This window comes from Halobacillus locisalis, from assembly GCF_013694105.1.
In the GTDB taxonomy this organism is placed as follows: domain Bacteria; phylum Bacillota; class Bacilli; order Bacillales; family Halobacillaceae; genus Halobacillus; species Halobacillus locisalis.
In genome coordinates, this window is the sequence record NZ_JACEFG010000001.1 from 1,253,199 (window position 1) to 1,276,768 (window position 23,570).

At 42.0% G+C, this 23,570-nt stretch carries 28 protein-coding genes; 9 read left to right on the forward strand and 19 right to left on the reverse strand.

The window, feature by feature from the left end:
• Positions 1-62: 62 nt before the first annotated feature.
• Both H0266_RS06600 and H0266_RS06605 read right to left on the reverse strand, forming a co-directional pair.
• Entirely contained in the window at positions 63-1,313 is a 1,251-nt protein-coding gene (locus H0266_RS06600) for an ABC transporter permease (RefSeq protein WP_181471566.1), read from the reverse strand.
• Entirely contained in the window at positions 1,306-2,205 is a 900-nt protein-coding gene (locus H0266_RS06605; protein WP_181471567.1) for an ABC transporter ATP-binding protein, read from the reverse strand. The genes H0266_RS06600 and H0266_RS06605 overlap by 8 nt, the downstream gene beginning before the upstream one ends.
• Before the next feature lie 144 nt (positions 2,206-2,349).
• On the opposite strand from H0266_RS06605, the gene H0266_RS06610 reads away from it, so the two are divergent.
• A complete protein-coding gene (locus H0266_RS06610) occupies positions 2,350-2,535 on the forward strand; it encodes a YhzD family protein (RefSeq protein WP_181471568.1) in 186 nt (61 codons plus the stop codon).
• A 96-nt stretch (positions 2,536-2,631) separates the two neighbouring features.
• Here the strand turns inward: H0266_RS06610 and H0266_RS06615 are convergent, their stop codons facing one another.
• The 3 genes from H0266_RS06615 to H0266_RS06625 form a co-directional block, all read right to left on the reverse strand.
• Positions 2,632-3,402: an enoyl-CoA hydratase gene (locus tag H0266_RS06615; RefSeq protein WP_181471569.1), complete on the reverse strand. Its 771-nt coding sequence runs from the start codon at positions 3,400-3,402 to the stop codon at positions 2,632-2,634.
• A 118-nt stretch (positions 3,403-3,520) separates the two neighbouring features.
• Entirely contained in the window at positions 3,521-3,880 is a 360-nt protein-coding gene (locus tag H0266_RS06620) for a YlbF/YmcA family competence regulator (protein WP_181471570.1), read from the reverse strand.
• A gap of 83 nt (positions 3,881-3,963) precedes the next feature.
• Positions 3,964-5,100 carry a DUF445 domain-containing protein gene (locus H0266_RS06625; RefSeq protein ID WP_181471571.1) on the reverse strand — a complete coding sequence of 379 codons (1,137 nt, stop codon included), beginning with the start codon at positions 5,098-5,100 and terminating at the stop codon, positions 3,964-3,966.
• A gap of 191 nt (positions 5,101-5,291) precedes the next feature.
• Here H0266_RS06625 and H0266_RS06630 point away from each other — a divergent pair, with 191 nt between their 5' ends.
• Complete coding sequence (locus H0266_RS06630) at positions 5,292-5,471, forward strand: hypothetical protein (protein WP_181471572.1); 180 nt, start codon at positions 5,292-5,294, stop codon at positions 5,469-5,471.
• Positions 5,472-5,523: 52 nt separating this feature from the next.
• Here the strand turns inward: H0266_RS06630 and H0266_RS06635 are convergent, their stop codons facing one another.
• Positions 5,524-5,805 carry a metal-sensitive transcriptional regulator gene (locus tag H0266_RS06635; RefSeq protein WP_181471573.1) on the reverse strand — a complete coding sequence of 94 codons (282 nt, stop codon included), beginning with the start codon at positions 5,803-5,805 and terminating at the stop codon, positions 5,524-5,526.
• Between the two features lie 124 nt (positions 5,806-5,929).
• On the opposite strand from H0266_RS06635, the gene H0266_RS06640 reads away from it, so the two are divergent.
• Both H0266_RS06640 and H0266_RS06645 read left to right on the forward strand, forming a co-directional pair.
• Positions 5,930-6,823, forward strand: a complete 894-nt coding sequence (locus H0266_RS06640; RefSeq protein WP_181471574.1) for a PucR family transcriptional regulator — start codon at positions 5,930-5,932, stop codon at positions 6,821-6,823.
• A 132-nt stretch (positions 6,824-6,955) separates the two neighbouring features.
• Positions 6,956-8,053 (forward strand): ABC transporter ATP-binding protein, encoded by a 1,098-nt coding sequence (locus H0266_RS06645; RefSeq protein WP_181471575.1) that lies wholly within the window; start codon positions 6,956-6,958, stop codon positions 8,051-8,053.
• A gap of 78 nt (positions 8,054-8,131) precedes the next feature.
• Here H0266_RS06645 and H0266_RS06650 read toward each other — a convergent pair whose 3' ends face one another.
• The 3 genes from H0266_RS06650 to fumC form a co-directional block, all read right to left on the reverse strand.
• Positions 8,132-8,368: a hypothetical protein gene (locus H0266_RS06650; protein ID WP_181471576.1), complete on the reverse strand. Its 237-nt coding sequence runs from the start codon at positions 8,366-8,368 to the stop codon at positions 8,132-8,134.
• 68 nt (positions 8,369-8,436) lie between these two features.
• Positions 8,437-8,646 (reverse strand): alpha/beta-type small acid-soluble spore protein, encoded by a 210-nt coding sequence (locus H0266_RS06655; RefSeq protein ID WP_181471577.1) that lies wholly within the window; start codon positions 8,644-8,646, stop codon positions 8,437-8,439.
• 124 nt (positions 8,647-8,770) lie between these two features.
• Positions 8,771-10,159: a class II fumarate hydratase gene (fumC, locus tag H0266_RS06660; RefSeq protein ID WP_181471578.1), complete on the reverse strand. Its 1,389-nt coding sequence runs from the start codon at positions 10,157-10,159 to the stop codon at positions 8,771-8,773.
• Positions 10,160-10,492: 333 nt separating this feature from the next.
• On the opposite strand from fumC, the gene H0266_RS06665 reads away from it, so the two are divergent.
• Positions 10,493-11,404 carry a zinc dependent phospholipase C family protein gene (locus H0266_RS06665; RefSeq protein ID WP_181471579.1) on the forward strand — a complete coding sequence of 304 codons (912 nt, stop codon included), beginning with the start codon at positions 10,493-10,495 and terminating at the stop codon, positions 11,402-11,404.
• Here H0266_RS06665 and H0266_RS06670 read toward each other — a convergent pair whose 3' ends face one another.
• Positions 11,405-12,703: an MFS transporter gene (locus H0266_RS06670; protein WP_220127124.1), complete on the reverse strand. Its 1,299-nt coding sequence runs from the start codon at positions 12,701-12,703 to the stop codon at positions 11,405-11,407.
• Between the two features lie 97 nt (positions 12,704-12,800).
• Here H0266_RS06670 and H0266_RS06675 point away from each other — a divergent pair, with 97 nt between their 5' ends.
• Complete coding sequence (locus H0266_RS06675; protein WP_181471581.1) at positions 12,801-13,418, forward strand: NAD(P)-dependent oxidoreductase; 618 nt, start codon at positions 12,801-12,803, stop codon at positions 13,416-13,418.
• 69 nt (positions 13,419-13,487) lie between these two features.
• Here the strand turns inward: H0266_RS06675 and H0266_RS06680 are convergent, their stop codons facing one another.
• From H0266_RS06680 to wrbA, 3 genes are all read right to left on the reverse strand, one after another.
• Complete coding sequence (locus tag H0266_RS06680) at positions 13,488-14,255, reverse strand: M15 family metallopeptidase (RefSeq protein ID WP_181471582.1); 768 nt, start codon at positions 14,253-14,255, stop codon at positions 13,488-13,490.
• Positions 14,256-14,437: 182 nt separating this feature from the next.
• Positions 14,438-14,680, reverse strand: a complete 243-nt coding sequence (locus H0266_RS06685; protein ID WP_181471583.1) for an IDEAL domain-containing protein — start codon at positions 14,678-14,680, stop codon at positions 14,438-14,440.
• Between the two features lie 294 nt (positions 14,681-14,974).
• The gene (gene wrbA / locus H0266_RS06690; RefSeq protein ID WP_181471584.1) at positions 14,975-15,580 is read right to left on the reverse strand and encodes an NAD(P)H:quinone oxidoreductase; all 606 of its coding nucleotides are present in this window, start codon (positions 15,578-15,580) and stop codon (positions 14,975-14,977) included.
• Positions 15,581-15,928: 348 nt separating this feature from the next.
• Between wrbA and H0266_RS06695 the strand changes: the two genes are divergently transcribed.
• A complete protein-coding gene (locus tag H0266_RS06695) occupies positions 15,929-16,804 on the forward strand; it encodes a cation diffusion facilitator family transporter (RefSeq protein WP_181471585.1) in 876 nt (291 codons plus the stop codon).
• Positions 16,805-16,831: 27 nt separating this feature from the next.
• Here H0266_RS06695 and H0266_RS06700 read toward each other — a convergent pair whose 3' ends face one another.
• The 4 genes from H0266_RS06700 to H0266_RS06715 all read right to left on the reverse strand — a co-directional run bounded on the left by H0266_RS06700 (position 16,832) and on the right by H0266_RS06715 (position 18,998).
• A complete protein-coding gene (locus H0266_RS06700; protein WP_181471586.1) occupies positions 16,832-17,368 on the reverse strand; it encodes a GNAT family N-acetyltransferase in 537 nt (178 codons plus the stop codon).
• A 91-nt stretch (positions 17,369-17,459) separates the two neighbouring features.
• On the reverse strand, positions 17,460-17,906 hold the full coding sequence (locus H0266_RS06705) for a hypothetical protein (protein WP_181471587.1): 447 nt from the start codon (positions 17,904-17,906) through the stop codon (positions 17,460-17,462).
• Between the two features lie 64 nt (positions 17,907-17,970).
• Positions 17,971-18,264: an AzlD domain-containing protein gene (locus H0266_RS06710; RefSeq protein ID WP_181471588.1), complete on the reverse strand. Its 294-nt coding sequence runs from the start codon at positions 18,262-18,264 to the stop codon at positions 17,971-17,973.
• Entirely contained in the window at positions 18,261-18,998 is a 738-nt protein-coding gene (locus H0266_RS06715) for an AzlC family ABC transporter permease (RefSeq protein ID WP_181471589.1), read from the reverse strand. Before H0266_RS06715 ends, H0266_RS06710 begins: the two co-directional genes overlap by 4 nt.
• Positions 18,999-19,748: 750 nt before the next feature.
• On the opposite strand from H0266_RS06715, the gene nhaC reads away from it, so the two are divergent.
• Positions 19,749-21,158, forward strand: a complete 1,410-nt coding sequence (nhaC, locus tag H0266_RS06720; RefSeq protein WP_181471590.1) for a Na+/H+ antiporter NhaC — start codon at positions 19,749-19,751, stop codon at positions 21,156-21,158.
• Positions 21,159-21,283: 125 nt separating this feature from the next.
• On the opposite strand, the gene H0266_RS06725 is transcribed toward nhaC, so the two are convergent.
• Positions 21,284-21,808 (reverse strand): GNAT family N-acetyltransferase, encoded by a 525-nt coding sequence (locus H0266_RS06725; protein WP_181471591.1) that lies wholly within the window; start codon positions 21,806-21,808, stop codon positions 21,284-21,286.
• 64 nt (positions 21,809-21,872) lie between these two features.
• Between H0266_RS06725 and H0266_RS06730 the strand changes: the two genes are divergently transcribed.
• Positions 21,873-22,706: an MBL fold metallo-hydrolase gene (locus H0266_RS06730; protein WP_181471592.1), complete on the forward strand. Its 834-nt coding sequence runs from the start codon at positions 21,873-21,875 to the stop codon at positions 22,704-22,706.
• A gap of 65 nt (positions 22,707-22,771) precedes the next feature.
• Here H0266_RS06730 and H0266_RS06735 read toward each other — a convergent pair whose 3' ends face one another.
• Positions 22,772-23,536: a cobalamin-binding protein gene (locus H0266_RS06735; RefSeq protein ID WP_181471593.1), complete on the reverse strand. Its 765-nt coding sequence runs from the start codon at positions 23,534-23,536 to the stop codon at positions 22,772-22,774.
• Between the last annotated feature and the right edge of the window lie 34 nt (positions 23,537-23,570).

Below are 23,570 nucleotides of genomic sequence, written 5' to 3' on the forward strand. Positions count from 1 at the left end.
ATCTTCTAATATAGAAAAAGCCACGTTCAAAATACTAGGAACGTGGCTTTCTAAACTCGTATTTAACTCTCTCTTTTAGATAGTTGGAGTGCTGCTTTTATATCTTTTAATGATGAAGATTTCCCGTACATCAATACACCGCCCCGGTAAATTTTTGCCCCAATATAACCGAGCAGGCCGATGGACACGACCATAATGGCAATCGATAATGCAATCTCCCATACGGCAATCTCGAGCATACCTACCCTCAAGAACATAATTAAAGGAGTAAAGAACGGGAAATAAGAAGAAACCGTAACAAACGGTGCATCTGGTGCACTTAAACCGAATACAGCAATCATAAACGCGGCGACAACGAGAAGTGTCATCGGAACCATCAGTTGTTGTGCATCCTCCAGACGACTGACCAACGAACCGAGCGTAGCCGCCAACGTTGCATAAAGTAAATAACCTAAGATAAAGAAAACAGCTGCAAATGCAATCGTGGTTGGATCGATATTCGTCAATCCGAACGTTTCTAGGACAGATCCGTCTGACATCCGTTCACTTTGACTCAGCGAAACATACCCAACGAGCACAAAAATCGAAAACTGTGTAATGCCTAACAGAGCGATCCCCGATATTTTGGCAAACATCTGCGAAACGGGGGATACGCTGGAAATAAGGATTTCCATAACACGGCTCGACTTCTCTGTCGCCACTTCAGTTGCAATCATGTTTCCATACATCAAGACAGAAATATACATGAAGAAAAGCATAATATAGACGATGCCACGTGTCTGGTTCAATTCCTCTTCCGACTTAGCTTTTTCCTCTAATGCCACCAATTTGAAATTCACCGGAGCCGTAATTTGTTGCAACACATTCGCTTCTACTTCTGCACGCTCTGTCGCCTCTGAGACTTTCAATTGCTGAACCGCTTGCCTGACCACTTCACTCGTAGATGTATTGGCAATTTGGTTAGCATAGTAAGTCGCTTGAGGTAACTCATCTTCTCCTTCTTCCAAGGCAACCACGGATTGATAGTTCCCTTCTTCCACTTCACTTTTCGCCTCTTCGATCGTGCCTTCATATGGTTCTATCAAGAGATCCTCATTCGAAGAGAGTATCTGACTTATGCGGTCTGTCCATTGCTCCTGTTCAGACTTCACCAGGATGATTTCCTGATCATCCCCGCTGAACGTTTCGATTATCGTTTGAATATTAGATACGACGAGTATGAGAGCAATTGTGATTATACTTGTAATGATAAAGGACTTGGACTTCACTCGGTTTGCATACGTATGTCTTAAAATAGTAAAAAACTTATTCATAAGATGCCCCTACTTTCTCAATAAAAATATCATTTAATGTAGGTTCCTCTATATCGAAGGTACGCACAAATCCTTTACCGTGGAGGTTTTCAAATACTTCTTGAGACACCTCTTCCGTTTCGATTTGCAACTGACAGCCTTCCATCAGTTTTTTATACTTCGTTACCCCTTGAATTCCTTCTAAATAGGACGTATCGAAATCAGCAACGATGCGAATGTTTTTCTTACCAAACGAGCGCTTGATTTCTTTTAATCCTCCATGGACTACTGGCTTCCCTTTATGCATGATGCAGAGATTCTCACACAACTCTTCGACATGCTCCATACGGTGTGAAGAGAAAACAATCGACGTTCCCCGTTCTTTCAATTCAATGACGGCATCCTTCAACATTTCTACATTGACAGGATCAAGTCCTGAGAAGGGTTCATCTAGAATCAACAATTTCGGTTTATGTAACACAGCAGAGATGAACTGGATTTTCTGTTGATTTCCTTTTGATAGTTCTTCGACTTTCTTATGCTTATATTCCGGTACCTTGAAGCGTTCCAGCCAATAATCGATTTCTTTAATAGAATCCGCCTTCTCCATTCCTCGGAGCTTCGCAAGGTAGACGAGTTGTTCTTGTACTTTTAACTTCGGATACAGTCCTCTTTCTTCAGGTAAATAACCAATTAAGTGACTTTGTTCATATCCGATCTGTCCATTATTCCAAGTAATCGTACCGTTACTTTGATCGATCAATCCTAAAATCATTCGAAATGTTGTCGTTTTCCCCGCTCCATTCGCTCCTAAGAAACCAAAGATTTGTTTCTCTGGTATTTCTAAAGACAAGTGATCGACAGCTGTAAATGACCCGAATGTTTTACTTACTTCTTGTAATTGTAGCGTCATGGTTTACTCTCCCCCTCTTTTCATACTTACGGTTCACCTCATGTAGATGTTTCACTTTTTTAAAAAAGTTTACCTGCACAGGCAGGAGATTGCCATAGTAAAGCGAATGTAGAGAAATGAACATCTATTCAGGAGGGAACTGCTTTGAAAACTTATTTTCTTACCGTATTTGAAAAAGATGGAACAAACGTCCTTGATGAAACCTTCGAGGCAGAGCACGATGACCAAGCTAAAGAAATTGGCACTCAAAAATTAGAGGAAAAGGGATTCAGCGAACACACACACCGTTGCGTCGCACCAAATGGTCATCTCGTTTTATTTCATCGCTAAATGTAACCATACTATTCTTATAATGAAAAGAGGACCAAGCGTAACAGTGCTTGGCCCTCTTCTTGTTCGTCGAATATATCGAGAAAGTCCTACCCCTCATTTTCCCCTGAAGTCAGGCACACGTTTTTCCATAAACGCGTGAACTCCTTCTCTATGGTCTTCTGTTTTTCTCAACTCCCATTGCGTAACGCGCTCTCTTGATAAGTAATTTAACAACTGGTCGAGTCCATGCTGATGATAGATGTTCTTTGTCGCAATCATGGATTGAAGGGGTTTTCGGCTCCACTTCGTAGCAAGTTGCTCTGCTTCATCTTGAACGGATCCTTGAACGACAATATCAATCAATTTCAAATCATAAGCTTCTTTAGCTGTAAGCTGCTGCCCTTGCCAAGCGAATTGTTTAGCTTGTTGAGTTCCTAAGCGCTGCTCTAACCAGAAATGTCCTCCTCCATCAGGAGCTAGACCAATACCAATAAAATTCATAGAAATCTTCGCATTCACTTCTGCCATTACATAATCTGCGGCTAATGCAATGCTCAACCCCAACCCCACAACAGGTCCATGAACAGCAGAAATGACAACTTTCGGCATGGAATACAGCGTTATGACAATAGATTCGATATGATTCATCACTTGTTCATACGTACTCGAGTCCCCAATTTCCCTCATCATAGCCAGGTCTCCCCCAGCACAAAAACCATCGCCTTCACCAGAAAGCACAACAACTTGACCAGGCATTTCTTGAACAGCTTGAACGGCTTCAGCGAATTCTTTTAACATCTCTGCATTCAACGCGTTGTATTTCCCACCACGCGCAATCTTTAAATGAATCATGTTTTCCTTTTCTTCTATTGTAAAGAACTTCATACGATTACCCCTTTATCGAAAAATGTACTACCCTCTTCTTTCTCGATTTGGAAGAACATTTCCTGCTAAATTTCGTCAATAAAAAAAGCTGCCTACAAAAGGCAGCTTTCTATACGCTTTATTGTTGTGGTTCTTCCGGGTTACCGTACAGCTCTTCAAGAGGCTTCGTGATGATACGGCTAACATCGTTGATGACCGTATTCAAACGTTGCTCTTCTTCCATAAGCTTAGAAATTTCAGGGTGTTGTTGAACAAGTTCCACGACTTTACGCGCTTGTTCTACTTCCTCTTCAGAAATTTCTTCGCCCTGCATTTGTTTCTGTTGAAGCGTCATTTGTGTTTGACGGAAATCGTCGAACATTTTTTTAGCCGCTTCGTCATTCATAACGTTCTCATAAGCCTCTTTCAGACCTGTGAATTCCTCGCTATTTCGAATCGCTTTTTCTAAGTCATATGCGTGATCATAAATATTTGCCATAAGATAAGAACCTCCTAAAGTTTCGTTCTGTGACTCCATTAAACACTATAACAAACTCAAGAGTTCATGTATAGGAATGCCCATTATCCTAACAAAATGACGATCATTCCCTGCAATAAACCAATCGCTCCACCAAGCAGTGCGCCTAGATAAGTGATCATCTTGAATTCTCTTCTTGAAATCCCAAGCACCATATCTTCTAGACGATCCAATTGAAAAGCGTTGACTTCTTCTTGAACAATCTCAGATAAGTGCATGGATTCCATCAGCCCTTCGATTTGATCCGATAACCAACCAATACCTTTTACTACTAGCATAGGAACGAATTCTTGAATCACCTTATCTTGGAAAGGCTTAGTCCAATCCTTGACAGACCTTTCCATCCACTCTTCGATCGGCATAGATTTAGCGACAGATTCAGCTAGGATATGACCAATTGTGTCCGGCCCAATCTTATCTTCAAATACCCTAACAGGTTGCTCCATCATCTTACGGATTTCCGTATGAAGCATATCTTTTAACCATTCATTTGTTTCCGCTTTTTGAACGTACGTCAGAATTGCAGGATATACCCGGTCCGCGAGACTCTCAGAGCCCATGAAGGATGAAATCATACTTCCGAAAAAACCTTGATTTTCCAGATAATTTTCAATTAAATTCACGACTTTTTCTTTACCTTCTGCACTCTTTAAATAATCGGTCACACTCGATTGTATATACGTCGCTGCTTGATCAGTTCCTTCATCGACCTTTACCTTCCATTCATCTGAGAGTAAATCCTTCAAAGGCTGGTCGCGATAGTCATTCATGACATGATGGTAACGCTTCTCTATCCAGTCCACTAACCGACTCTCCACATCGCCAGCTGACGTGTTGACGCCTACTCTTTCAAGCACCTGGTGCAAAGCAGTAGGTTTTTCCATCAGCTTTCCTGCTTCATTTTGTGCCCATGTTGTCATCTGATTTTGAAACACGGGGCCTTCAAGCTTTCTACGGAGTCCATCGGCGGTCAATAAATGCTCTACAACCATTTTGCCAAGTTGTTGGGCCAACTCTTCTTGCCGCTTCGGAATCAACCCAGGTGTAAGGGGTAACTTGAATTTCCCTAGATATATTGGCCGGTAAGGCCGAAAAAGCATCTTGATGGCCAAAGAGTTTGTAACCCCACCAATAATAGCTCCCAGTCCGATCATAATCAGGATCAGTACAAATGAATTCATGCCTCTAACCTCTCTCTCTAATGCTGTCACAAGTATAATCGAATTTCCCTTCTGTTGCCAATCACACTTCCAATAAGACGAAAACCATGTTCCTCCGATCTTTCAATCAAAATGTTAAAAATACAGGAGCGCACATTTCAAACATGACCGATGAGAACAAGGACAACCTAAGGACAAGGAGGTGAATCCAAGTGAAAAAGCAACGTAATGAGAAAAGAAATCAGCACGCACCAGAAGGAAAAGATCAGTTTGAACTGGATGTTGATCGAATGATAAATGAAGGGATGGCTGGCGGAACTGTGCAATCCGTACACGGACGTGAACAAATCGAGGAAGCTCATGAGATTCCTAAACAAACCAGGGAGAAATAAATAAAGAGCTGTCTCTTCAAGGGGGCTACATCCCTTTAGAGACAGCTCTTATTTAACGACTTCTTACAATCATTTGAACGGCTTCGTTAATTAGCTCTTCAGCCGAACCACCTTCTTCTTTCGCTTCACGAATGCACTCTTCTAAGTTACGCGCTACGATATAACCGATTGCACGATCCATTGCAGAACGAGCAGCTGAAAGTTGAGTAATGACGTCTTTACAATCTTTTTCTTCTTCCATCATCTTCAAGACGCCTCTTACCTGACCTTCAATACGCTTTAGGCGATTTTTCGTATCTTGTCCGTACAGACTTTTCTCTTGAACGTGATCCATTAGGGTCACTCCTTTCATTGATCCATACATGTATAAAGAAACCAATTGGTATCGTTGCTAGCTTCTACATAGTTCCCTATGTATACTAATAATAGTAAACAAATCATGAAAAAGGAAGATTTTGATGTTAATCACCCAGTTACAATCCATCTACCCTACCCTTATTTTATCAAAACCGGCGGAGATGAGCCATCCTGAAGACTTTCAGTGGTATGAGACGCCATCTAATGAAACAATTGCTATAAGTAAAGAAGAACTGACAGATAAAGATGAGCAACTCCTGTCTTTATTTCTGTCCCCCCTATCTTTGGAGTCGCATTGGGGAACAGATCGTGAGCGTGCTTGGTATCATTATTTAAAAGAGGACGTTCATGAACTCACCATCGATGCACCTCTTTATTACCGATTCGTTTTTTTCTCTATTGCCGACCTTCCAATGAACAAAGATTCATTTCACGAAGCCTTTCAATCTCTATTTCCTGAGCGAATGCCCATTTTGTTCGAGTCGGATGACCAAGGCTTCATCATTGAAGAATTCTTCTCAGATCAGCAGGACATGTTGTCATTTGATCAAATGATTGATGTCCTCATGAGTGATTTTTATACAAAGATACGCTTTTACATAAGCGAAATTTCTTCGAACATACATGAAGCTCCCTCCTTATACAGATGGGCCGAGCATAACTTTCGTTTAGCTGGAAAATACCAGCCTTCTTCCGTGGCTACCTATAAAGACACCATGCCTTTTCTCTACATTGATGCGCTGCCTGCCTCTCACCAAAAGAGGATCCAGCAGACCGTCTTACATCAAGTAATAGAAGAACCCGACTTACTACAGACGGTTAAAACATTCCTGGAGTCAGGATCCAACGCAACACTCGCCGCCAAAAAGCTGTTTATGCATCGCAATAGTTTACAATACCGTGTCGATAAATTCATTGAGAAAACCGGTCTGGATGTAAAGCAGTTTGAAGGCGCCGTGATCACTTATCTTGCTCTCCTATCCATCGGTGAATAACCGACTCATGACAAGGTGCACAAAGATTCGTCCTGATCTTTGTGCACCTTGTCCATTTACGTTGGAAGCGATGTCATATACACTGTAAACAGTTAAAGAAAACGATTTCAAAAAGTAATTGGGGGAATTAACATGGCAGAGATTATGCTGAACAATATCGATAAAGTCTATGACAAGAAAGTAAAAGCAGTAGATGACTTCAACCTTCATATTCAAGATAAAGAATTCATCGTATTCGTCGGACCTTCTGGTTGTGGTAAATCAACAACACTTCGTATGATCGCAGGTCTTGAGGAAATCACAGACGGAGACTTCATGATTGACGATAAGCGTATGAATGACGTGGCACCAAAGGACCGAGACATCGCCATGGTTTTCCAGAACTATGCTTTGTATCCACACATGAATGTTTACGATAACATGGCTTTCGGCTTGAAGCTTCGCAAAATGGATAAATCAGAAATCGACCGTCGAGTGAAAAATGCAGCCAACATCCTTGGTCTGGAAGCTCTACTCGATCGTAAACCAAAAGCTCTTTCCGGTGGTCAAAGACAACGTGTTGCTCTTGGGCGTGCGATTGTACGTGATGCTAAAGTCTTCCTGATGGATGAGCCTTTATCCAACTTGGATGCTAAACTACGTGTTCAAATGCGTGCAGAAATCCAAAAACTTCACCAACGTCTGCAGACGACAACGATCTATGTAACACACGACCAAACAGAAGCGATGACTATGGCGACACGCCTGGTCGTTATGAAAGACGGAATCATCCAGCAAGTCGGTGCCCCTAAAGATGTATATGATAAGCCAGAAAACATCTTCGTAGGTGGATTCATTGGATCTCCAGCGATGAACTTCCTGAATGGTACACTTGGTGAAGGTCATATTGAACTTGGTGACATCAAGATTGCGGTTCCAGAAGGAAAAATGAAGCCGCTTCGTGAACAGAATTATATTGGAAAAGATGTTGTCCTCGGTGTACGTCCTGAAGACATGCATGATGAGCCTGTCTTCATTGATGCAAACCAGGATAAGAAAATTGTAGCTGACATTGAAGTAGCTGAACTTATGGGATCTGAATCTTACTTGTACAGTAAGCTGAACGATCAAGAATTCATTGCTCGTGTCGATTCTCGATCTGACATCAAAGGTGGAGAACAAATCGAATTGGCGATTGATATGAACAAGGTACACTTCTTCGATAAAGATTCTGAACAACGAATTCGATAAACAAAAATTGATCTTTCTGGTCTCCCCCTAGTGACCATTATAGATATTGAAAGAGCGCTGTTATTCACAGCGCTCTTTTCATTTGGCTTGTATATCATGAAATCCACATTCTTCACAGACAAAGTAGTGAACACATTCCTCTGTAACGGAAGAGTTAAGCTCCCCATCTACCAAATCCGTATAGTCTAAATCTAAATAAGGACTGTATTCGTCAAGAAAATCTGTAACCCGTCCACGGTCATACATGGTGCCTTTACAACGCGGACACGGTTTGTTGTCTTCTACCCATCCATTACATAAACCGCATTCACTCATAAAAATCCACCCTTAACAAAAAATAAAGAGGAAGGGCGCACCCTTCCTCTTCCATCACACGTATTTAATTACTTTTGGTATGGTTGTCCGCCGAACTGTTGCTCAGCCATTTGGACAAGACGCTTAGTGATTTCTCCACCTACAGAACCGTTTGCACGAGCTGTTGTGTCAGCACCAAGAGATACGCCAAATTCTTGTGCGATTTCATACTTCATTTGGTCTAGAGCTTGTTGTACGCCAGGTACTACTAACTCATTTGAACTGTTGTTGTTAGCCATGTGTCTCACCTCCTGTAACCGTAGTATGGGTCGAGGGGTGAGATATTATGATAAAAAAGTTACAGGCAATTAATGGTTATTTAACAATGTTCGATGGAAAACGTTTCGTTTTCGCACTTTTCCCTTATGCGTTAGGCTTTGTCATAGCTTTTGGATCGACGTATTCATCGAACTGCTCTTCTGTCAAAACACCTAATTCGACGGCTGTTTCTTTCAACGTTTGATCTTTTTCAAAAGCGGTCTTCGCTATCTTCGCAGCATTTTCATATCCGATATGAGGGTTCAATGCTGTTACAAGCATTAAGGAATCGCGCAAGTACTTCTCAATCATTTCATGGTTCGGCTCCATTCCTCTGACGCAACGCTCTTCGAAAGAAATCATGCTATCAGCTAGAAGCTGTGCGGATTGAAGGAAGTTGTAAGCAATGACAGGTTTGAATACATTCAACTCAAAGTTTCCTTGACTCGCAGCAAATCCGATTGATGCATCATTCCCCATAACTTGAGCCACAACCATCGTCACAGCCTCACTCTGAGTAGGATTGACTTTCCCTGGCATAATGGAACTGCCCGGTTCATTGGCAGGTATGGTAATTTCACCAATTCCACAACGTGGACCACTTGCTAACCAGCGTACGTCATTCGCGATTTTCATTAAATCAGCAGCCAAAGCTTTCAAGGCACCGTGAACATGAACCAGCTCGTCATGTGAAGTCAGCGCATGAAACTTATTTGGAGCCGATATGAAGTTCTTTTCCGTTACTTGGTTGATTTTAGAGACAACCTTTTCTGAGAAATCTTTATGAGCATTCAGACCTGTACCAACAGCTGTTCCACCTATGGCCAATTCTTTCACGTAGGTTGTACTCTCCGTGATCATACCCTCGGTTTTCTCAAGCATACGGTGCCATCCACTTACTTCTTGCCCAAGTGTCAGGGGTGTAGCATCTTGAAGGTGGGTACGACCAATCTTCACAATATCGTTAAACGCTTCCATTTTTGTTTTTAAGGTATCTTTGAGCTGAGTCAAGGCAGGCATGACTACATCCTCAAGTTTCCGAACAGACGCAATATGCATCGCCGTTGGATAAGTATCATTCGAACTTTGGGACTTGTTTACATCATCGTTCGGGTGTAAACGGATATCCGAATCCTTATCGGTTAACCATTGATTCCCTACATATGCGATGACTTCGTTGACGTTCATATTTGATTGAGTGCCGCTTCCTGTTTGCCAGACGACTAAAGGGAAGTGGTCTTCTAATGCGCCGGAGAGGATTTGATCAGCTGCATATTCAATAGCATCTGCCTTTTCCTCTTCTAATAAGCCAAGTTCAAAGTTCGCACGTGCTGCACTCTTCTTTAGAATAGCGAAGCCTTCAATGACCTCTTTCGGCATTTTCTCATCACCGATCGGGAAGTTTTGCTTACTTCGTTCGGTTTGAGCTCCCCAATATTTTTCACTTGGTACTTTTATTTCACCTATCGTATCTTTCTCAATCCTATAATCCATACAAATCCTCCTCATCAATATTCCAACTTGCATATTTATTGTATCAAGAATCTTTTGAACAATCACCATCAAGCTGTCTGAAAAAAAGACAAAAAACGCCGAAATTTTATTATCTGATTATTTACACTTTTCAGATTATAGTGTATAGTAATGTTATCAAATGAAAGGAGGCAAACGCAGCAATAGGAGAACGAAAGAAGGGAGGACCGTTTGAATAGCGTCATTGTTGTTTTGCTTAATCTTTCCAAATGGGTATAAAAGGTGATCGGAGGGGCTTGACACTGTCAGGCTCTTTTGGTTTTTTAAAATAAAATAACAATTGGAGGGATCAAGGTGCCGAACATTTGGACACACATTCTTTTCATTGATGAACTCTGCAAGCGAACGGACAAGGAAGAATTAATGGAGACTTCTTCGATCGGCCTTCATATAGGTGCTCAAGGTCCCGACCCTTTCTTCTATCACCAATTTTGGCCTTTTTTACCAAAAGGAGATGGTGAGGATATCGGGATGCAATTACATACCGAAAACTGCGGTCCCTTTTTAGTCGATATGGTAAAAAAAGGCGTGGATCAAAAACATGAAATGCAAGCTTTCATTCTAGGGTTCATAAGTCACCATTATTTAGACCGCATCACGCACCCCTATGTGCACTATCACTCAGGATATGAGGCGAATAAACACCAACTATTAGAAGTTGCAATCGATACATTCATGCTTGAGAAGAAGCTTGGGCTTAAAACGTGGAAAACGCCTGCATACAAAGAGATTCGACCAAAGCAACTAATAGAGCCGATTACAAATCTGTTAACGGAGCTTATTGATAAACATTTGGCACACCGAGAACGTTCAAGCATTCAACCTATCGTTCGTCAATCGTATAAGCATATGTACCAAGCACAAGTAGTCCTTTACGACCCTCGGGGATGGAAAAATCGTTGGTTCAGCTCTCTTGTCTCTGCTTTTTCACACAAACCGTTGGATGACAAAGACTATGTAAACGATTCTCATAACATTTGGTACCATTCTGCAACTAACCAACCTTATCAAGAATCTTTTATCGATTTATATGAAAGAGCCCTTGAAGAAGGATCGGAACTTTTCTCCATCATTTTCGAGTATTGGTCCTCTCCTTCTCATGACCTGCTAGAAGAAATCAAAATAAAAATTTCAAACATCTCCTATGATACAGGGCGTCCGTTATACGAAAATCAAACGAATCGATTCAGCTCTCCGATTGTATAATCAGCGCTCATAGACGACTGGCTCTTTTTCTGGGTCAGTCTTTTCGTGTGCTTGCTTTACTCCTTCATCAATATCTACAAAATATAGAAGGATGATTCCAGCAATGAAAAAGAAGACGAGAGATAAAATCCCAAGTCGACTAGAACCCGTTAACTGCCCGACAAGTGCAAATGCAAAGGGGCCAAATATGGCCGAAAACTTAGCTGAGATGCCGTAAAAACCAAAGAATTCTGCATGACGGTCTCCTGGAACCATCCGACCGAATATAGACCGACTCAACGCCTGAGCTCCACCCTGAACAAAGCCGACACAAATAGCAAGAATATAAAAGTGTAGAGCAGTAGTCATAAAGTATCCAAATACTACTATGGCAAAATAGATGCACAAAGCAAGCATAAGCGCACGCTTTGCCGTGATTTTCTTAGCTAGCCAACCGAAAAGAAAAGCGAATGGGATACCAACAAACTGAGTGATTAATAAAGCGATGATCAGTGAGTTACTGTCAATTCCAATATCACGCCCATAAATGGTTGCCATTTTAATAATGGTAGAAATACCGTCGTTGTATAGCCAGAAAGCAAATAAAAATATCAGGAGTTGTTTATACAATCGCAATTCCTTCACTGTATGAATAACACGTGAGAAGCCGATCCCGAAGTACGACTTTGTTCTTTTAGGTTTCATTTTCTTTTCCTCTGCTACATTTTTCAAAAGAGGAATCGAAAAGACTAACCACCATACTCCGACTGAAATAAACGCCAATTGTGTCCCAGCCATACTACTCTGAAGTCCAAACCATTCATATTTGAGAATCATCAGTAAGTTGATCGCAAGTAAAACACCACCCCCGATATACCCGAAAGCGAACCCTTTCGCTGATACCTGATCAATCGTATCTTTATCCGCGACTTCTGGTAAAAATGCATCGTAGAACACATTACTTGCAGAGAACCCTATAGTCCCTATAATTAATAGGAGGGAAGCAAACAAATAATCCCCTTCCCCTACAAAAGCCAACAACACACTGGCGATCATACCCATAAAGGCAAAAAACATTAAAAACTTTTTTTTCGCCGCTGAATAATCACTGATGGCCCCTAGAATCGGCGCGAGTAGCGCAACGATTAAGACAGCGATGGATTGGGAATATCCCCAATAACTGGTCGCTAAACTCTGGTCTACTCCTTTGGCGGCTACGTCATAATAAAACACAGGTAAGACAGCAGCCATAATCGTAGTGGCAAAAGCGGAGTTGCCGAAATCATAGAGAATCCAACTCCATACGGATCTCTTTTCCAAATGTATCCCCCCACAATCTTTTGTTTTAAGCATAGCAAATGTTACGAAAATTTTGACCGATCTGTAAGAGATTTTACAAAAATATAGAGGTGATGACATGAAAATCGCAATATTTGGGGCAACAGGAAGAGTTGGTCAGCGTGTAATGGACTACGCATTAGAGAATCAATTCGAGGTTCGAGCATTAGTAAGAAGCCATCATCATATGAAAGAAACTCCAAATGTTGAATGGATCTACGGTGATGCAAAGAATGCGGAGGACGTTAATACAACCATTGAAGGCTGTGACCTTGTATTTAGTGGACTAAGCACAGATAAAAGCGACACGTTATCTCAATCAATTCCGAATATTATAGATGCAATGGTCTCAGAGGACATCCAGCGAATTGTTACGATAGGTACAGCGGGCATTTTGAATAGCCGAGGCGAACCAAATAAGTTCCGCTTCCAAACTAGTGAGTCAAAAAAAAAGCTGACTTTTGCAGCCGAAGAACATGCAAAAGTGTATCAGGCGTTATCAGCAAGCCACTTAGAGTGGACTATTGTTTGCCCAACTTATCTGCCTGATGGCGATATAGAAGGCTCCATACGGTGTGAGAAGAATTTCTTACCTGAAGATGGTAAAAAAATTACCGTTGGTGATACCGCGAAGTTCGCTTACCAAGAACTATTTGATAAGAACTACGTCGGTTCACGCGTCGGAGTCTGCTACTAACCATATTCTCCTATACCTTTCCGAACCATAAAAAATCACCCTTTTTCACGTGAAAAAGGGTGATTATCATTATGGTGTGAACCCGAAAAATTCTTCTAATGTTAGACTTTGGTTATGAATTTCAGTCGATTTTTCTTGTCCGACATATCGCAAGTGCCAAGGTTCATAAGTATATCCCGTAATATCGTCTTTACCTTGAGGGTATCTGATGACGAAACCATATTCGTGTGCGTGGTTGGCCAACCATTCCCCTTCACTCGTCTCTCGAAAGGATTGATCGAGTTTAAACGACATTTCAGCAGACGTTACGTCCATGGCTAAGCCCGTCTGATGTTCGCTTGTACCTGGCTTTGCAGAGAATTTATTTGTTTCCTCTTCCCCGTACACCTCTACATTTCGTTCATATATTTTTTTTTGACGATCATAGGAACGATAGCCAGATGCCGCAACCAAATCTTCACCGGCTTGAAAAGCCGCCGCAAATAACTCCTCCAGAGCTTTAGCGGCTTCCTCTCTCATCTGTTTTTTCGGTAAGAATTCGTCAAAGTAAAACGGCACATCTGGAACGACAAGGTCAGTTGGGTCATATCCTTCTGGAAGAGTCCTCTCTTTGTTGACTACAACCGTTATACTGTGAGGGTCCGACACCACTGTCAGTCCGTCTTTTCTTATTTCTTCAAGCGGTGTCTCATCCTTGAACACGACTTGGCCTTTAGATTGAATTTCTTTTTGGCTTACAGGTGTAGCCGTAGATACATGCTTATCATTGTCAGCTGAACTTACAGAACATCCAGATAAGACCAAAGCAGAAGCGACTACAATTATTTGTTTCTTCATAAATGATTACCTTCCTACAAAAGATGTCTTTCCTACTATAACATTTGAAGGAAGATGTTGTATATAAATCCTCCCTCTATGTTCCATACTCGCTCTCTATCATGACCGGCACTCAGAATCCACTACATATTTTGATTTCCTAACAAAAAAGAAAAGCCGCGTTCTGCGGCTTTTCCTCTCGACTATTCCCAAGTGTATGGTTGATACTTCACACTCAAGCGTTCAAATTCCTGGCGATCTTCTTGGTCGATCGCTAGATTAATTTGTTTATCTAATTGGTCTTTATTAAATTCAAAGGTTAACCGATCTAAAAGCAGACGTGAAGCTAACTGGATACCAAAGGACAATTCTCTCTTTGCTGTTACTTTTTTTCCTTTGTGTTCGGGGTCGCGACGAAGAACATAAACAACTTTTTGCTTTCTCATGAGAATACCCCCTTCATGCTTTTTTTTATTATGCCGTATTTCAAACCTTTTCGCAATAAGTTATCTGAATATTTAGTTATATGATTCCCTTTTTCAATATATGTAAACCTCTTAAACCCTATTCATGATAGGCAATAAACACACCCTATTAAAATGTTTCTATTTTTTGAATTTTTTAAATTCATGTAGTTTTAGCTTCTTTTTGTTCATAAATAATGGGTGAACCATTTGATTGAATGTTGTTACAAATAAAAAACAGGTACTTCTAAGTAGAAGCACCTGTTTCAGAAAGTATTAGTTAATGAATTTGTTCGCAATATCTAACGTACGGTTCACTTGGTGACGCACAGCACTTTCTACTTCTTCCTTCATATTCCCTTCACCGTCAACACTCACGCTTGTTCCATAAGGGTTTCCTCCGGTAGCAAATACAGCATCATCTGTGTAACCAGGCGCTGCAATAATTGCACCCCAGTGAAACATCGTTGTATATAAATTAAGTAACGTGGATTCTTGACCTCCATGAACGTTTTGAGCTGACGTCATGGCACTAACAACCTTATTCACAAGTTTACCTTGGAACCAAAGTCCACCTGCCTGATCCATGAATTGCTTCACTTGACCAGGAACATTACCAAAACGAGTTGGTACACTGAAAATAACAGCGTCAGCCCAGTCTAAATCATTGATTGTAGCTTCTGGGACAACGTCTTTGGTTGCTAAGTAATGGTCTTTCCAGCCTGGATTTTGTTCGATAGCTTCCATAGGGGCAAGTTCCGGAATACGTACGAGCTTAACCTCAGCCCCTTGTTGTTTCGCTTGATCTTCCGCCCATTGAGCTAGTTTGTAGTTCGTACCTGTTGAACTGTAATAAACAACTGCTAATTTTACACTTGCCATAAGAATCTCTCCTTCATATCCATATTCTCCATTTCCGTAGTTTCTACAGAAATGATTCACTCATTCATAAACAGTATATACCCGTGAAACAAAAACTTCAAACTAAAGACTCTTAAATTCGAGATATTTTACAATCATTTTACTTTTTCCTCTTTCCCTCTTTTATCCACAACAAACCGGATTCAAATATTTTTTGTTCAAGCTATAGAAGTAGGGTTTTACTTAGGGCAAACATTGTAGCCACTGCCAAGCTATCTGCATAAGGAAAGCTTTTTTTCTCTAGACTTAACAGATTATGCTTTGGTAAGCTATTACATGCTTTGAAACGATAAAGTCGGAGGTACGAAAATGAGTGAATATCATAACCTCAAACAAGGAGAAAAAGGCGCATGGGTAAGCATCATCGCTTATCTAGTGCTAGCTGCCACAAAACTCACCATCGCCTCAATAGGGAATTCGGAGGCCCTGAGAGCAGATGGTCTTAACAATACGACTGATGTGATTGCCTCAATAGCTGTTTTAGTTGGATTGAAAATTTCCAGAAAGCCGCCTGATGAAGATCATCATTATGGACATTTCCGCGCTGAAACCATCGCCTCTTTAATCGCCGCCTTTATTATGATGACGGTTGGTATAGAGGTCATCATTGGAACGATCCAGGATATTATTCAACAACGAACGGGAGAACCTGCCTTGATCACAGCCTGGACTGCGCTCGGAGCTTCTTTAGTAATGTATGGCGTGTATCGTTATAATTTGAACCTATCGAAGAAAGTGAACAGCCAAGCCCTTTATGCGGCAGCACAGGACAACCGTTCAGATGCTCTCGTCAGTATAGGGGCCGCAATCGGTATTTTCGGCTCTCAATTCGGGGCAGCTTGGTTAGATCCATTGGCTGGACTGGTTGTAGGTCTGATCATTTGTAAAACGGCTTGGGAAATCTTCACTACGGCAAGTCATAGTTTGACAGATGGGTTTGATGAAGAAGAAATAGATAGGATTCGTGAAGCGATTGAAGATCACCCTGAAGTATGGGCCGTAAAAGATGTCAAAGCAAGGTTACAAGGGAATCAGACGTTGGTTGACGCCACTATTCATGTCGATCCCCATATTACAATCCAGCAGGGACATACCATTACCGATGAATTAGAAGAAAAGTTAGAAGGAGATCACGGTATTTACTATGTACACATTCATATTGAGCCGTTCGATGAGACAGATTAAAAGGCTTCCCGAAAAGAAGCCTTTTTTTCATGCAGTGAAATGATCAAGTAAATGGTTGATGTTCTTCCAGCCAAATGCTGTTTCTTCGTAGGTTCCGTTTCCAATCGTTACTTGTTCTGCTTCAACCGGATGCGCACCTAATTTCGAATAAAATTGATTAGACGGATTCTTCGTAAGTACCCAAACGAGGAGCGACTCATACCCCTCGTCCTTCATCCCCTTCGCAAACGTATGAAGGAGAAGACTCCCGTACCCTTTCCGTTGATATTCATCCAATAAATAAATAGCGTAAATCTCTCCATCGTAGTCATAGTTTTTTGTTCGCTCTTTTCCTCCCGAAACAAAACCGACCAGTTCTCCTTCGTCATTTTCAACGACGAAAGCAATCTGACCATTTACGGGCTTCCTTAACACGGTCTCCCATAGTGCGATACGGTTTTCAACCGTACTATTGCTCACATCTTGCTCATCGATTAAATCTATATATGTAGATTTCCAACTACTCACGTGAATATTTGCTATTTGTTCTGCATCTTCAAATTGCGCTTTTCTTACAGAGGGCATGGTTCATCTTCCTTTCTGATTCTTCTGTCATTTATATTCTACCAGAAAAAACGACCCTTCTGTAAAAAGGGTCGTTTTCCAAAGGATATTTTTACTGACATTGAAAGCTTGCGATTTGATTGGTATCGAAACCAGAGTAAACCCATCTTCTGCGTCTGCGTTGCCAACGAAATCCAGCAACAGAAGTACGTCCAATAAACGTTGGATAAAACCAGAATGAACGCCCGTTTTCTAGACGAATCCAAGTATAACGGTACAAGCATCCTCTCAATGATCCTGGATCAACAGCGTACAAACTCGGGCCTTGAGAGCTTTGAGGTGGATTCAGTGGCGGAGGTGGTAATTGTCCCCCAGGACCACCTCCACCAAAAGGCGGGCCTGGTGGCTGGGTTGGTCCTCCTCCGGGACCACCGCCAAATGGAGGGCCTGGCGGCTGGTTCGGTCCTAAACCGGGTCCGCCGAAGAAACCGCCTTGCCCTGGTCCGAATCCGCCTCCGAAAAAAAATTGCCCAAAGGGAGGGCCTTGTTGTCGGTACATACAGATCATATCCTTTCATCTCGGAAGTATCCCTATACGATATGCACCTTCTAGGCTCTTGTGATTATAATGTCAAAAGAAATACAGTAGCGATGGATCCGATGACAACACCAATAATGTGAACATTCAGCCAAGATAGCAAGATACCGACCATTCCAGCAATGATTCCAATTTGAGGCGTATCCGGTTTGACCGATAAAATCCCAGGAAAAATAAGTGCTCCAAGCGCTGCATACGGAATAGCATTCAGCCAGCGATCCACCCAGTCAGGAAAAGAAACAACATCAACAATGAAGGCAGGCAATAAACGAGGAATAGCCGTAACAACAGCCATTCCGATAATCATCCAAATTATCATTCTTCTCCCCCCTCATCTTGAAGCAACCAAATTCCACTAGCTCCCCCTATGATAGTGCCTAGTACAATCGCCCAACCTTGGTTCATTCCAATCATTTGACAAAGAAAGTTCACAACCATCGCTAACACGGCAATAAACACAATTTTCAAGTTGGCTTTGATTGAAGGAATTAATAACCCAATGAACATCGCATACAAAGCTATCCCCATACTTTGACTAAGTCTTGTCGGCATGACATCTCCGAGTACACCACCAAGAAAAGATCCACCTACCCAAGAAGCGTAAGCCGTCAGTATGAGTGAAGCGTAAAACCAAGAGCCATAACTTTCTTTCGCTTCTTTCCTATACAACGCTGAAACTGTGAATGTTTCATCCGTCAACCCAAGAGTTAGAGGAATCTTTGCTTTTAGAGCAATCGTCTTTAACCGGTTCACAAACGACAGGCTCATGACAAAGTGACGAAAATTAAGGACAAAAGTAGCAATGATAATCTCAATGATCCCCGTACCTGTAGCTACCATCCCGATAGCCAGGAATTGTGCCGCCCCGGCGAAAACGAGGACACTCATTAATGTGATCTCGAGATTGGATAACCCAGTTTGGCTAGCTAGCACGCCATATGTAAGAGCGATCGGTAAGTACCCTAGCATGATCGGCAAACCCGCCAGCATGCCTCTTCGCACCATGCCAAGGCGTCCTTTGCTTCTGTATGATTGTAACGCCTCTGTTTGCATCCTCTTCCCACCAATCTTTAAAATTGACACTATTATACACAATCTATCCTAATGATTGGAAGCTTTTTATATCCCTTTTGAAGACTCGAATGTGAGACTTCGGGTCCTTCTTGAAAATTATGTGTAGGGTGTGGTCTTACTGATAAAGAGGAGTGAGTTGCGAGAGGAAGCTTGGCATCTGTCTGAATAGGCTGAGTAAATGTCCGATAAAGTCTATCACTTGTCCGAATTAAAAGGAAATGTCCGATATAGAAGGGCGCTTGTCTTAATTGTGCAAATGGATGTCTGATATCGTGCATCTGTTGTCCGAATCCCTTGAGTAAAAGTCCGAATTGAGGTCTTCCCCTCTCTCCACCCCCCTAATATTCGCGAACGGAACATCTCGAAATCAAGTCTTACATAATTCTGCCTGAATCCTAAATAAGCTTAGACTTCAAAAAAGGTTTGACAGATGAAGAACCGTCTTTTATTATAAAAATATACTTCAACACTTAAAAGCGTTTAAGTAGAACAGAATATATGTATCATGAATTCCGAAGTAGATCGTAAGTAGACAGCAAACAGAAACTGAGTGGTCGATGAGAACTCAGGTTACTTACGGTTGAATTACAGAATTCGCATTTAGATGATACACCAACAGAGAGGGTAAGAATTCTTTACCAACCAGGGTGGTACCGCGGAGCATAAAGCTTCGTCCCTATGCTTAGGGGCGAGGTTTTTTATTATGTTTTTAACGAGGAGGAACCAATAATGCTTCACTTACGACCAAAATCTCTACCTAGCCTTTTTGAATCTGTGGCCTTATTACTGTTCACGATTGTCATGATCAGCGTATTTATTACTCAAATTCAAAGCGTGCCTCATGTGCCTATTCTGCTCGGGATTCTACTGATGCTGACATATGGATTCATCAAAAGGATGTCCTTTAAAGAATTACAAAGTGGCATGATTGAAGGAGCTCAAACAGGAATGGGGGCTGTACTACTCTTCTTCCTGATCGGCATTCTCATCGCTAGTTGGATGGCTAGCGGGACAATACCTACACTAATGAATGTTGCTTTTTCTTTGGCTGGTGGACCATGGTTTCTAGCCATTGTGTTCGCTGTAACTGCGATTGTAGGTGTCGCTTTAGGTAGTTCATTCACTACCGCTGCTACTGTAGGAGTAGCCTTCATCGGAGTAGCCCAATCGATGGATGTCTCACTCGCGATGACCGCAGGAGCCATCGTGTCAGGAGCTTTCTTTGGTGATAAAATGTCTCCTCTTTCAGATACGACGAACCTGGCCTCTACAGTCGTCGATGTCGACTTATTTGAGCACATCCGGAACATGTCATGGACAACGATCCCGGCTTTTATCATTACATTCATCTTGTTTGTCCTATTATCTCCGGATCAACAGGCTTCCGGAGGACAGCTTAGCGGTATTCGAGAAGGGCTTGCTGATGCAGGATTAATGCATTGGAGCTCTTGGATTCCACTTGCTATTCTCGTTGCTTTAACTATTACGAAACGACCAGCCTTTATTTCATTAGCTGCCAGCAGTCTTGTTGCTACATTTATTGCAGGTATTCGTGGAGTATTAGAATGGTCTGCACTGTGGACGACATGGTTTGATGGATTTCAAGCGGATACGAGTAATGAAGCCGTCAACAGCCTTCTTACTCGTGGAGGGATGAACAGTATGCTATTTACTGTGTCACTTGTTATTTTGGCGCTGGCACTAGGCGGGTTATTCTTTAAAACAGGAATCATTCCGGCTATACTCGAAAGCGTTCAGCAGTCTCTCAGGTCTGCGAGATCTGTGACCTTATCAACCGCCTTTACCGCTATTGGAATCAACCTTTCAATCGGAGAACAGTATTTGTCTATTTTATTGACAGGAGAAGCATACCAGGACATGTACGAGAAAGCTCAGTTAGCAAAAAAGAACCTTTCACGCACATTGGAAGATGCCGGAACCGTCATTAACCCGCTAGTACCTTGGAGCGTTTGCGGTGTTTTCTTATCAGGCGTACTCGGGGTACCCGTGCTTGACTATCTACCATTCGCTTTCTTCTGCTTGTTAAGCCCTATTCTGACGATTCTGTTTGGCTTTACAGGAAAGACTCTGACATATAAAGAAAACGAACAAATAGAGGAAACCAAGATCGCTCAATAAAATCAAACTTCTTATTATCAAGTGGTCGGTCAACACTATGCGTCATAAGAATTTTCTTATCATCGTTCAAAGACATTTCAATGAAAGGTTAAAGGTCTAGATTCGTCGCTTTTTCAAAAAACACCCTATCCCAGGGTGTTTTTTTGTGTCAGGGATTCAAGTTTTGTCCAGCCAAGACCGCTCAGCAGATGAGTAGTGTCACCCAGCTTCAATTGGTCATTTCGAGTATGTTTGGCACCTAGTTTAAGATAGAAATGGACAGCGTCGTTTCCATCCATCACCCAAACAATCATGGATGTGAACTGTCGCTTCCTTAATTCTATTGCCACTCTTCTGATCAAGGATTGTCCAATGTTTCGCCCTTGATACTGCTCTAACAAATAAATGGCATATAATTCACCATCATATCCGCTCTTACCCGTTCTTTCTTTACCTGCATGTACATATCCGATAATATGACCTTTCTCCTCTGCCACGAAAAGGATCGAACCGTCACCGATCTTTGTTTTCCACCTTTCTGTTTTACCTTCAACCGTCATCTCACGCAATACTTTGTCGTCTACTATTCCTTTATATGTACTTTGCCAAGACTGAACGGTCACCATTGCGATACCGGACGCATCTTCTTTTGTAGCTTGTCTGATTTTCATTTCTTTCCTCTCCTTTGAATAGAACGCTTAGAATCATTCAAACTATAGATAGGCAGGTGATTAGATGGATAAATATGAACAGCACGAAGACCATAATGAAACGTGGCATATGGGCCATGCTGAGGCAGAGCAAGTCATTGAAGATGTCGCTTTTTACCGTACACTTATCGTCAATGTCATTTTCATCGGAAAACCGAAAGATAGCAACTGGGTTCTAGTTGATTGTGGTATTGGAAACTACGCCAAAAGAATTATCGAAGCGGCAGAAAAAAGATTCGGTGAACACCCTCCAAAGGCCATCATTTTAACACATGGGCACTTCGACCACGTAGGTTCAGCCGAAAAATTGGCTGAACACTGGAATGTTCCGATTTTCATTCACCCGAAAGAAATGGATTATGTAACGGGTAAGCGTGATTACCCTGTCGGTGATGCAACGGTCGGTGGTGGTTTATTCTCTATTCTATCGCCTTTCTTCCCTACAAAGCCGGTTGACATCAGTAAGTATATTCATCCCATTCCCGAGAATGGATCTCTCCCATTTCTTGACGACTGGAAAGTACTCCTGACACCCGGGCATACACCAGGGCATATTTCACTCTTCCGTGAGAGCGATCGCACTTTGCTTGCAGGTGACGCGATTATCACCGTGAAACAAGAATCAAGCATGGCAGTTTTCATTCAACACCAGCATATCCATGGGCCTCCTGCGTACTTCACCCACAACTGGGAGAATGCTGAGGAATCGGTCAAAACGCTGGCCAAATTGCAACCCCGGGTAGTCATGACTGGTCACGGTCTGCCTATGGAAGGTGAACTTCTAGCGGAGCAATTGCAAGAATTGGCCGGAAATTTCAAAGAGTTAGCCGTGCCGAAACATAAGAATAAGCTCCACTGATTCCAGACGCTTAAAGGGTTGATCCTCTAAGCGTCTTTTCTGATAGAACCACTTCCTCTTCTCATTCAGTGTAGTAGAGCGTACAATTTCTTTAACCCCTCCAATAATCGAGGACTCGGACGGCAGTATAACGACTCTTCAAGGATGTGAATCCGCCCCTCTCGAACGGCCTCCAAATCAGCCCAGCCAGGGCGCTTTCGCACATGGTCCGGATTCATCTTCTCCTCTTTCACTCCCACCCATACCATACAAATATGATCTGGCCTTCTCTTCCTGACCTCGTCCCAATCTGTCTGCACATTCGCTTGTTCCAGGTCGTAGAAAACATTGTAGGCGCCTGCAAGCTCACTTATTTCTGATAACCAATTGGTTCGACCAGGTGTAAAAATCGGCTTTGGCCACCATTCCCAATATAGAGCCGGCTTATACTCTTCATTCATCGCACTGGTCTTATATTTCTCAATTTCTGCAGAAAACTCAGCAGCCCTTTCCTTCCCTAACTCAGGCTCCCCTATAGCAGCCCCTACAGTACGGATGTCTTCTGCGATTTCTTCTAAGCTGTTGGGGTTCAAAATGATATAAGGCAATTCTCGCTTGATTAATCCTTTAATATTTTGATCCATTCCTGGTACCGAAAGCGAGGCAAGTACAAGGTCCGGCTTGAGTTCCTCGACTTTATCTAGGTCAATCGATAAGTCCGGCCCAAGTTTTGGTAACGACAAAACTTGTTCAGGATAATCAGAATAATTATCGACACCAACCAACAACTCCGTTTTCCCTAAATAAGCGATAATTTCAGTATTGCTTGGGCAAATCGACACAATCCTCATGTTCTCTCTCCTTTTTTCGAAATTATCTGATGTT

Excerpts from the sequence above, each read along its gene's own strand:
- H0266_RS06645 (WP_181471575.1), top strand. The coding sequence starts at position 6,956 with ATGGCAGAGATTATGCTGAACAATATCGATAAAGTCTATGACAAGAAA.
- fumC (WP_181471578.1), bottom strand. The coding sequence starts at position 10,159 with ATGGATTATAGGATTGAGAAAGATACGATAGGTGAAATAAAAGTACCA.
- H0266_RS06655 (WP_181471577.1), bottom strand. The coding sequence starts at position 8,646 with ATGGCTAACAACAACAGTTCAAATGAGTTAGTAGTACCTGGCGTACAA.
- H0266_RS06725 (WP_181471591.1), bottom strand. The coding sequence starts at position 21,808 with ATGAAAATCAGACAAGCTACAAAAGAAGATGCGTCCGGTATCGCAATG.
- H0266_RS06640 (WP_181471574.1), top strand. The coding sequence starts at position 5,930 with ATGTTAATCACCCAGTTACAATCCATCTACCCTACCCTTATTTTATCA.
- H0266_RS06650 (WP_181471576.1), bottom strand. The coding sequence starts at position 8,368 with ATGAGTGAATGCGGTTTATGTAATGGATGGGTAGAAGACAACAAACCG.
- H0266_RS06735 (WP_181471593.1), bottom strand. The coding sequence starts at position 23,536 with ATGAGGATTGTGTCGATTTGCCCAAGCAATACTGAAATTATCGCTTAT.
- H0266_RS06730 (WP_181471592.1), top strand. The coding sequence starts at position 21,873 with ATGGATAAATATGAACAGCACGAAGACCATAATGAAACGTGGCATATG.
- H0266_RS06680 (WP_181471582.1), bottom strand. The coding sequence starts at position 14,255 with ATGAAGAAACAAATAATTGTAGTCGCTTCTGCTTTGGTCTTATCTGGA.
- H0266_RS06620 (WP_181471570.1), bottom strand. The coding sequence starts at position 3,880 with ATGGCAAATATTTATGATCACGCATATGACTTAGAAAAAGCGATTCGA.
- H0266_RS06635 (WP_181471573.1), bottom strand. The coding sequence starts at position 5,805 with ATGGATCACGTTCAAGAGAAAAGTCTGTACGGACAAGATACGAAAAAT.
- H0266_RS06685 (WP_181471583.1), bottom strand. The coding sequence starts at position 14,680 with ATGAGAAAGCAAAAAGTTGTTTATGTTCTTCGTCGCGACCCCGAACAC.
- wrbA (WP_181471584.1), bottom strand. The coding sequence starts at position 15,580 with ATGGCAAGTGTAAAATTAGCAGTTGTTTATTACAGTTCAACAGGTACG.
- H0266_RS06600 (WP_181471566.1), bottom strand. The coding sequence starts at position 1,313 with ATGAATAAGTTTTTTACTATTTTAAGACATACGTATGCAAACCGAGTG.
- H0266_RS06715 (WP_181471589.1), bottom strand. The coding sequence starts at position 18,998 with ATGCAAACAGAGGCGTTACAATCATACAGAAGCAAAGGACGCCTTGGC.
- H0266_RS06675 (WP_181471581.1), top strand. The coding sequence starts at position 12,801 with ATGAAAATCGCAATATTTGGGGCAACAGGAAGAGTTGGTCAGCGTGTA.
- H0266_RS06700 (WP_181471586.1), bottom strand. The coding sequence starts at position 17,368 with ATGCCCTCTGTAAGAAAAGCGCAATTTGAAGATGCAGAACAAATAGCA.
- H0266_RS06625 (WP_181471571.1), bottom strand. The coding sequence starts at position 5,100 with ATGAATTCATTTGTACTGATCCTGATTATGATCGGACTGGGAGCTATT.
- H0266_RS06605 (WP_181471567.1), bottom strand. The coding sequence starts at position 2,205 with ATGACGCTACAATTACAAGAAGTAAGTAAAACATTCGGGTCATTTACA.
- H0266_RS06705 (WP_181471587.1), bottom strand. The coding sequence starts at position 17,906 with ATGTACCGACAACAAGGCCCTCCCTTTGGGCAATTTTTTTTCGGAGGC.
- H0266_RS06615 (WP_181471569.1), bottom strand. The coding sequence starts at position 3,402 with ATGAAGTTCTTTACAATAGAAGAAAAGGAAAACATGATTCATTTAAAG.
- nhaC (WP_181471590.1), top strand. The coding sequence starts at position 19,749 with ATGCTTCACTTACGACCAAAATCTCTACCTAGCCTTTTTGAATCTGTG.
- H0266_RS06695 (WP_181471585.1), top strand. The coding sequence starts at position 15,929 with ATGAGTGAATATCATAACCTCAAACAAGGAGAAAAAGGCGCATGGGTA.
- H0266_RS06710 (WP_181471588.1), bottom strand. The coding sequence starts at position 18,264 with ATGATAATTTGGATGATTATCGGAATGGCTGTTGTTACGGCTATTCCT.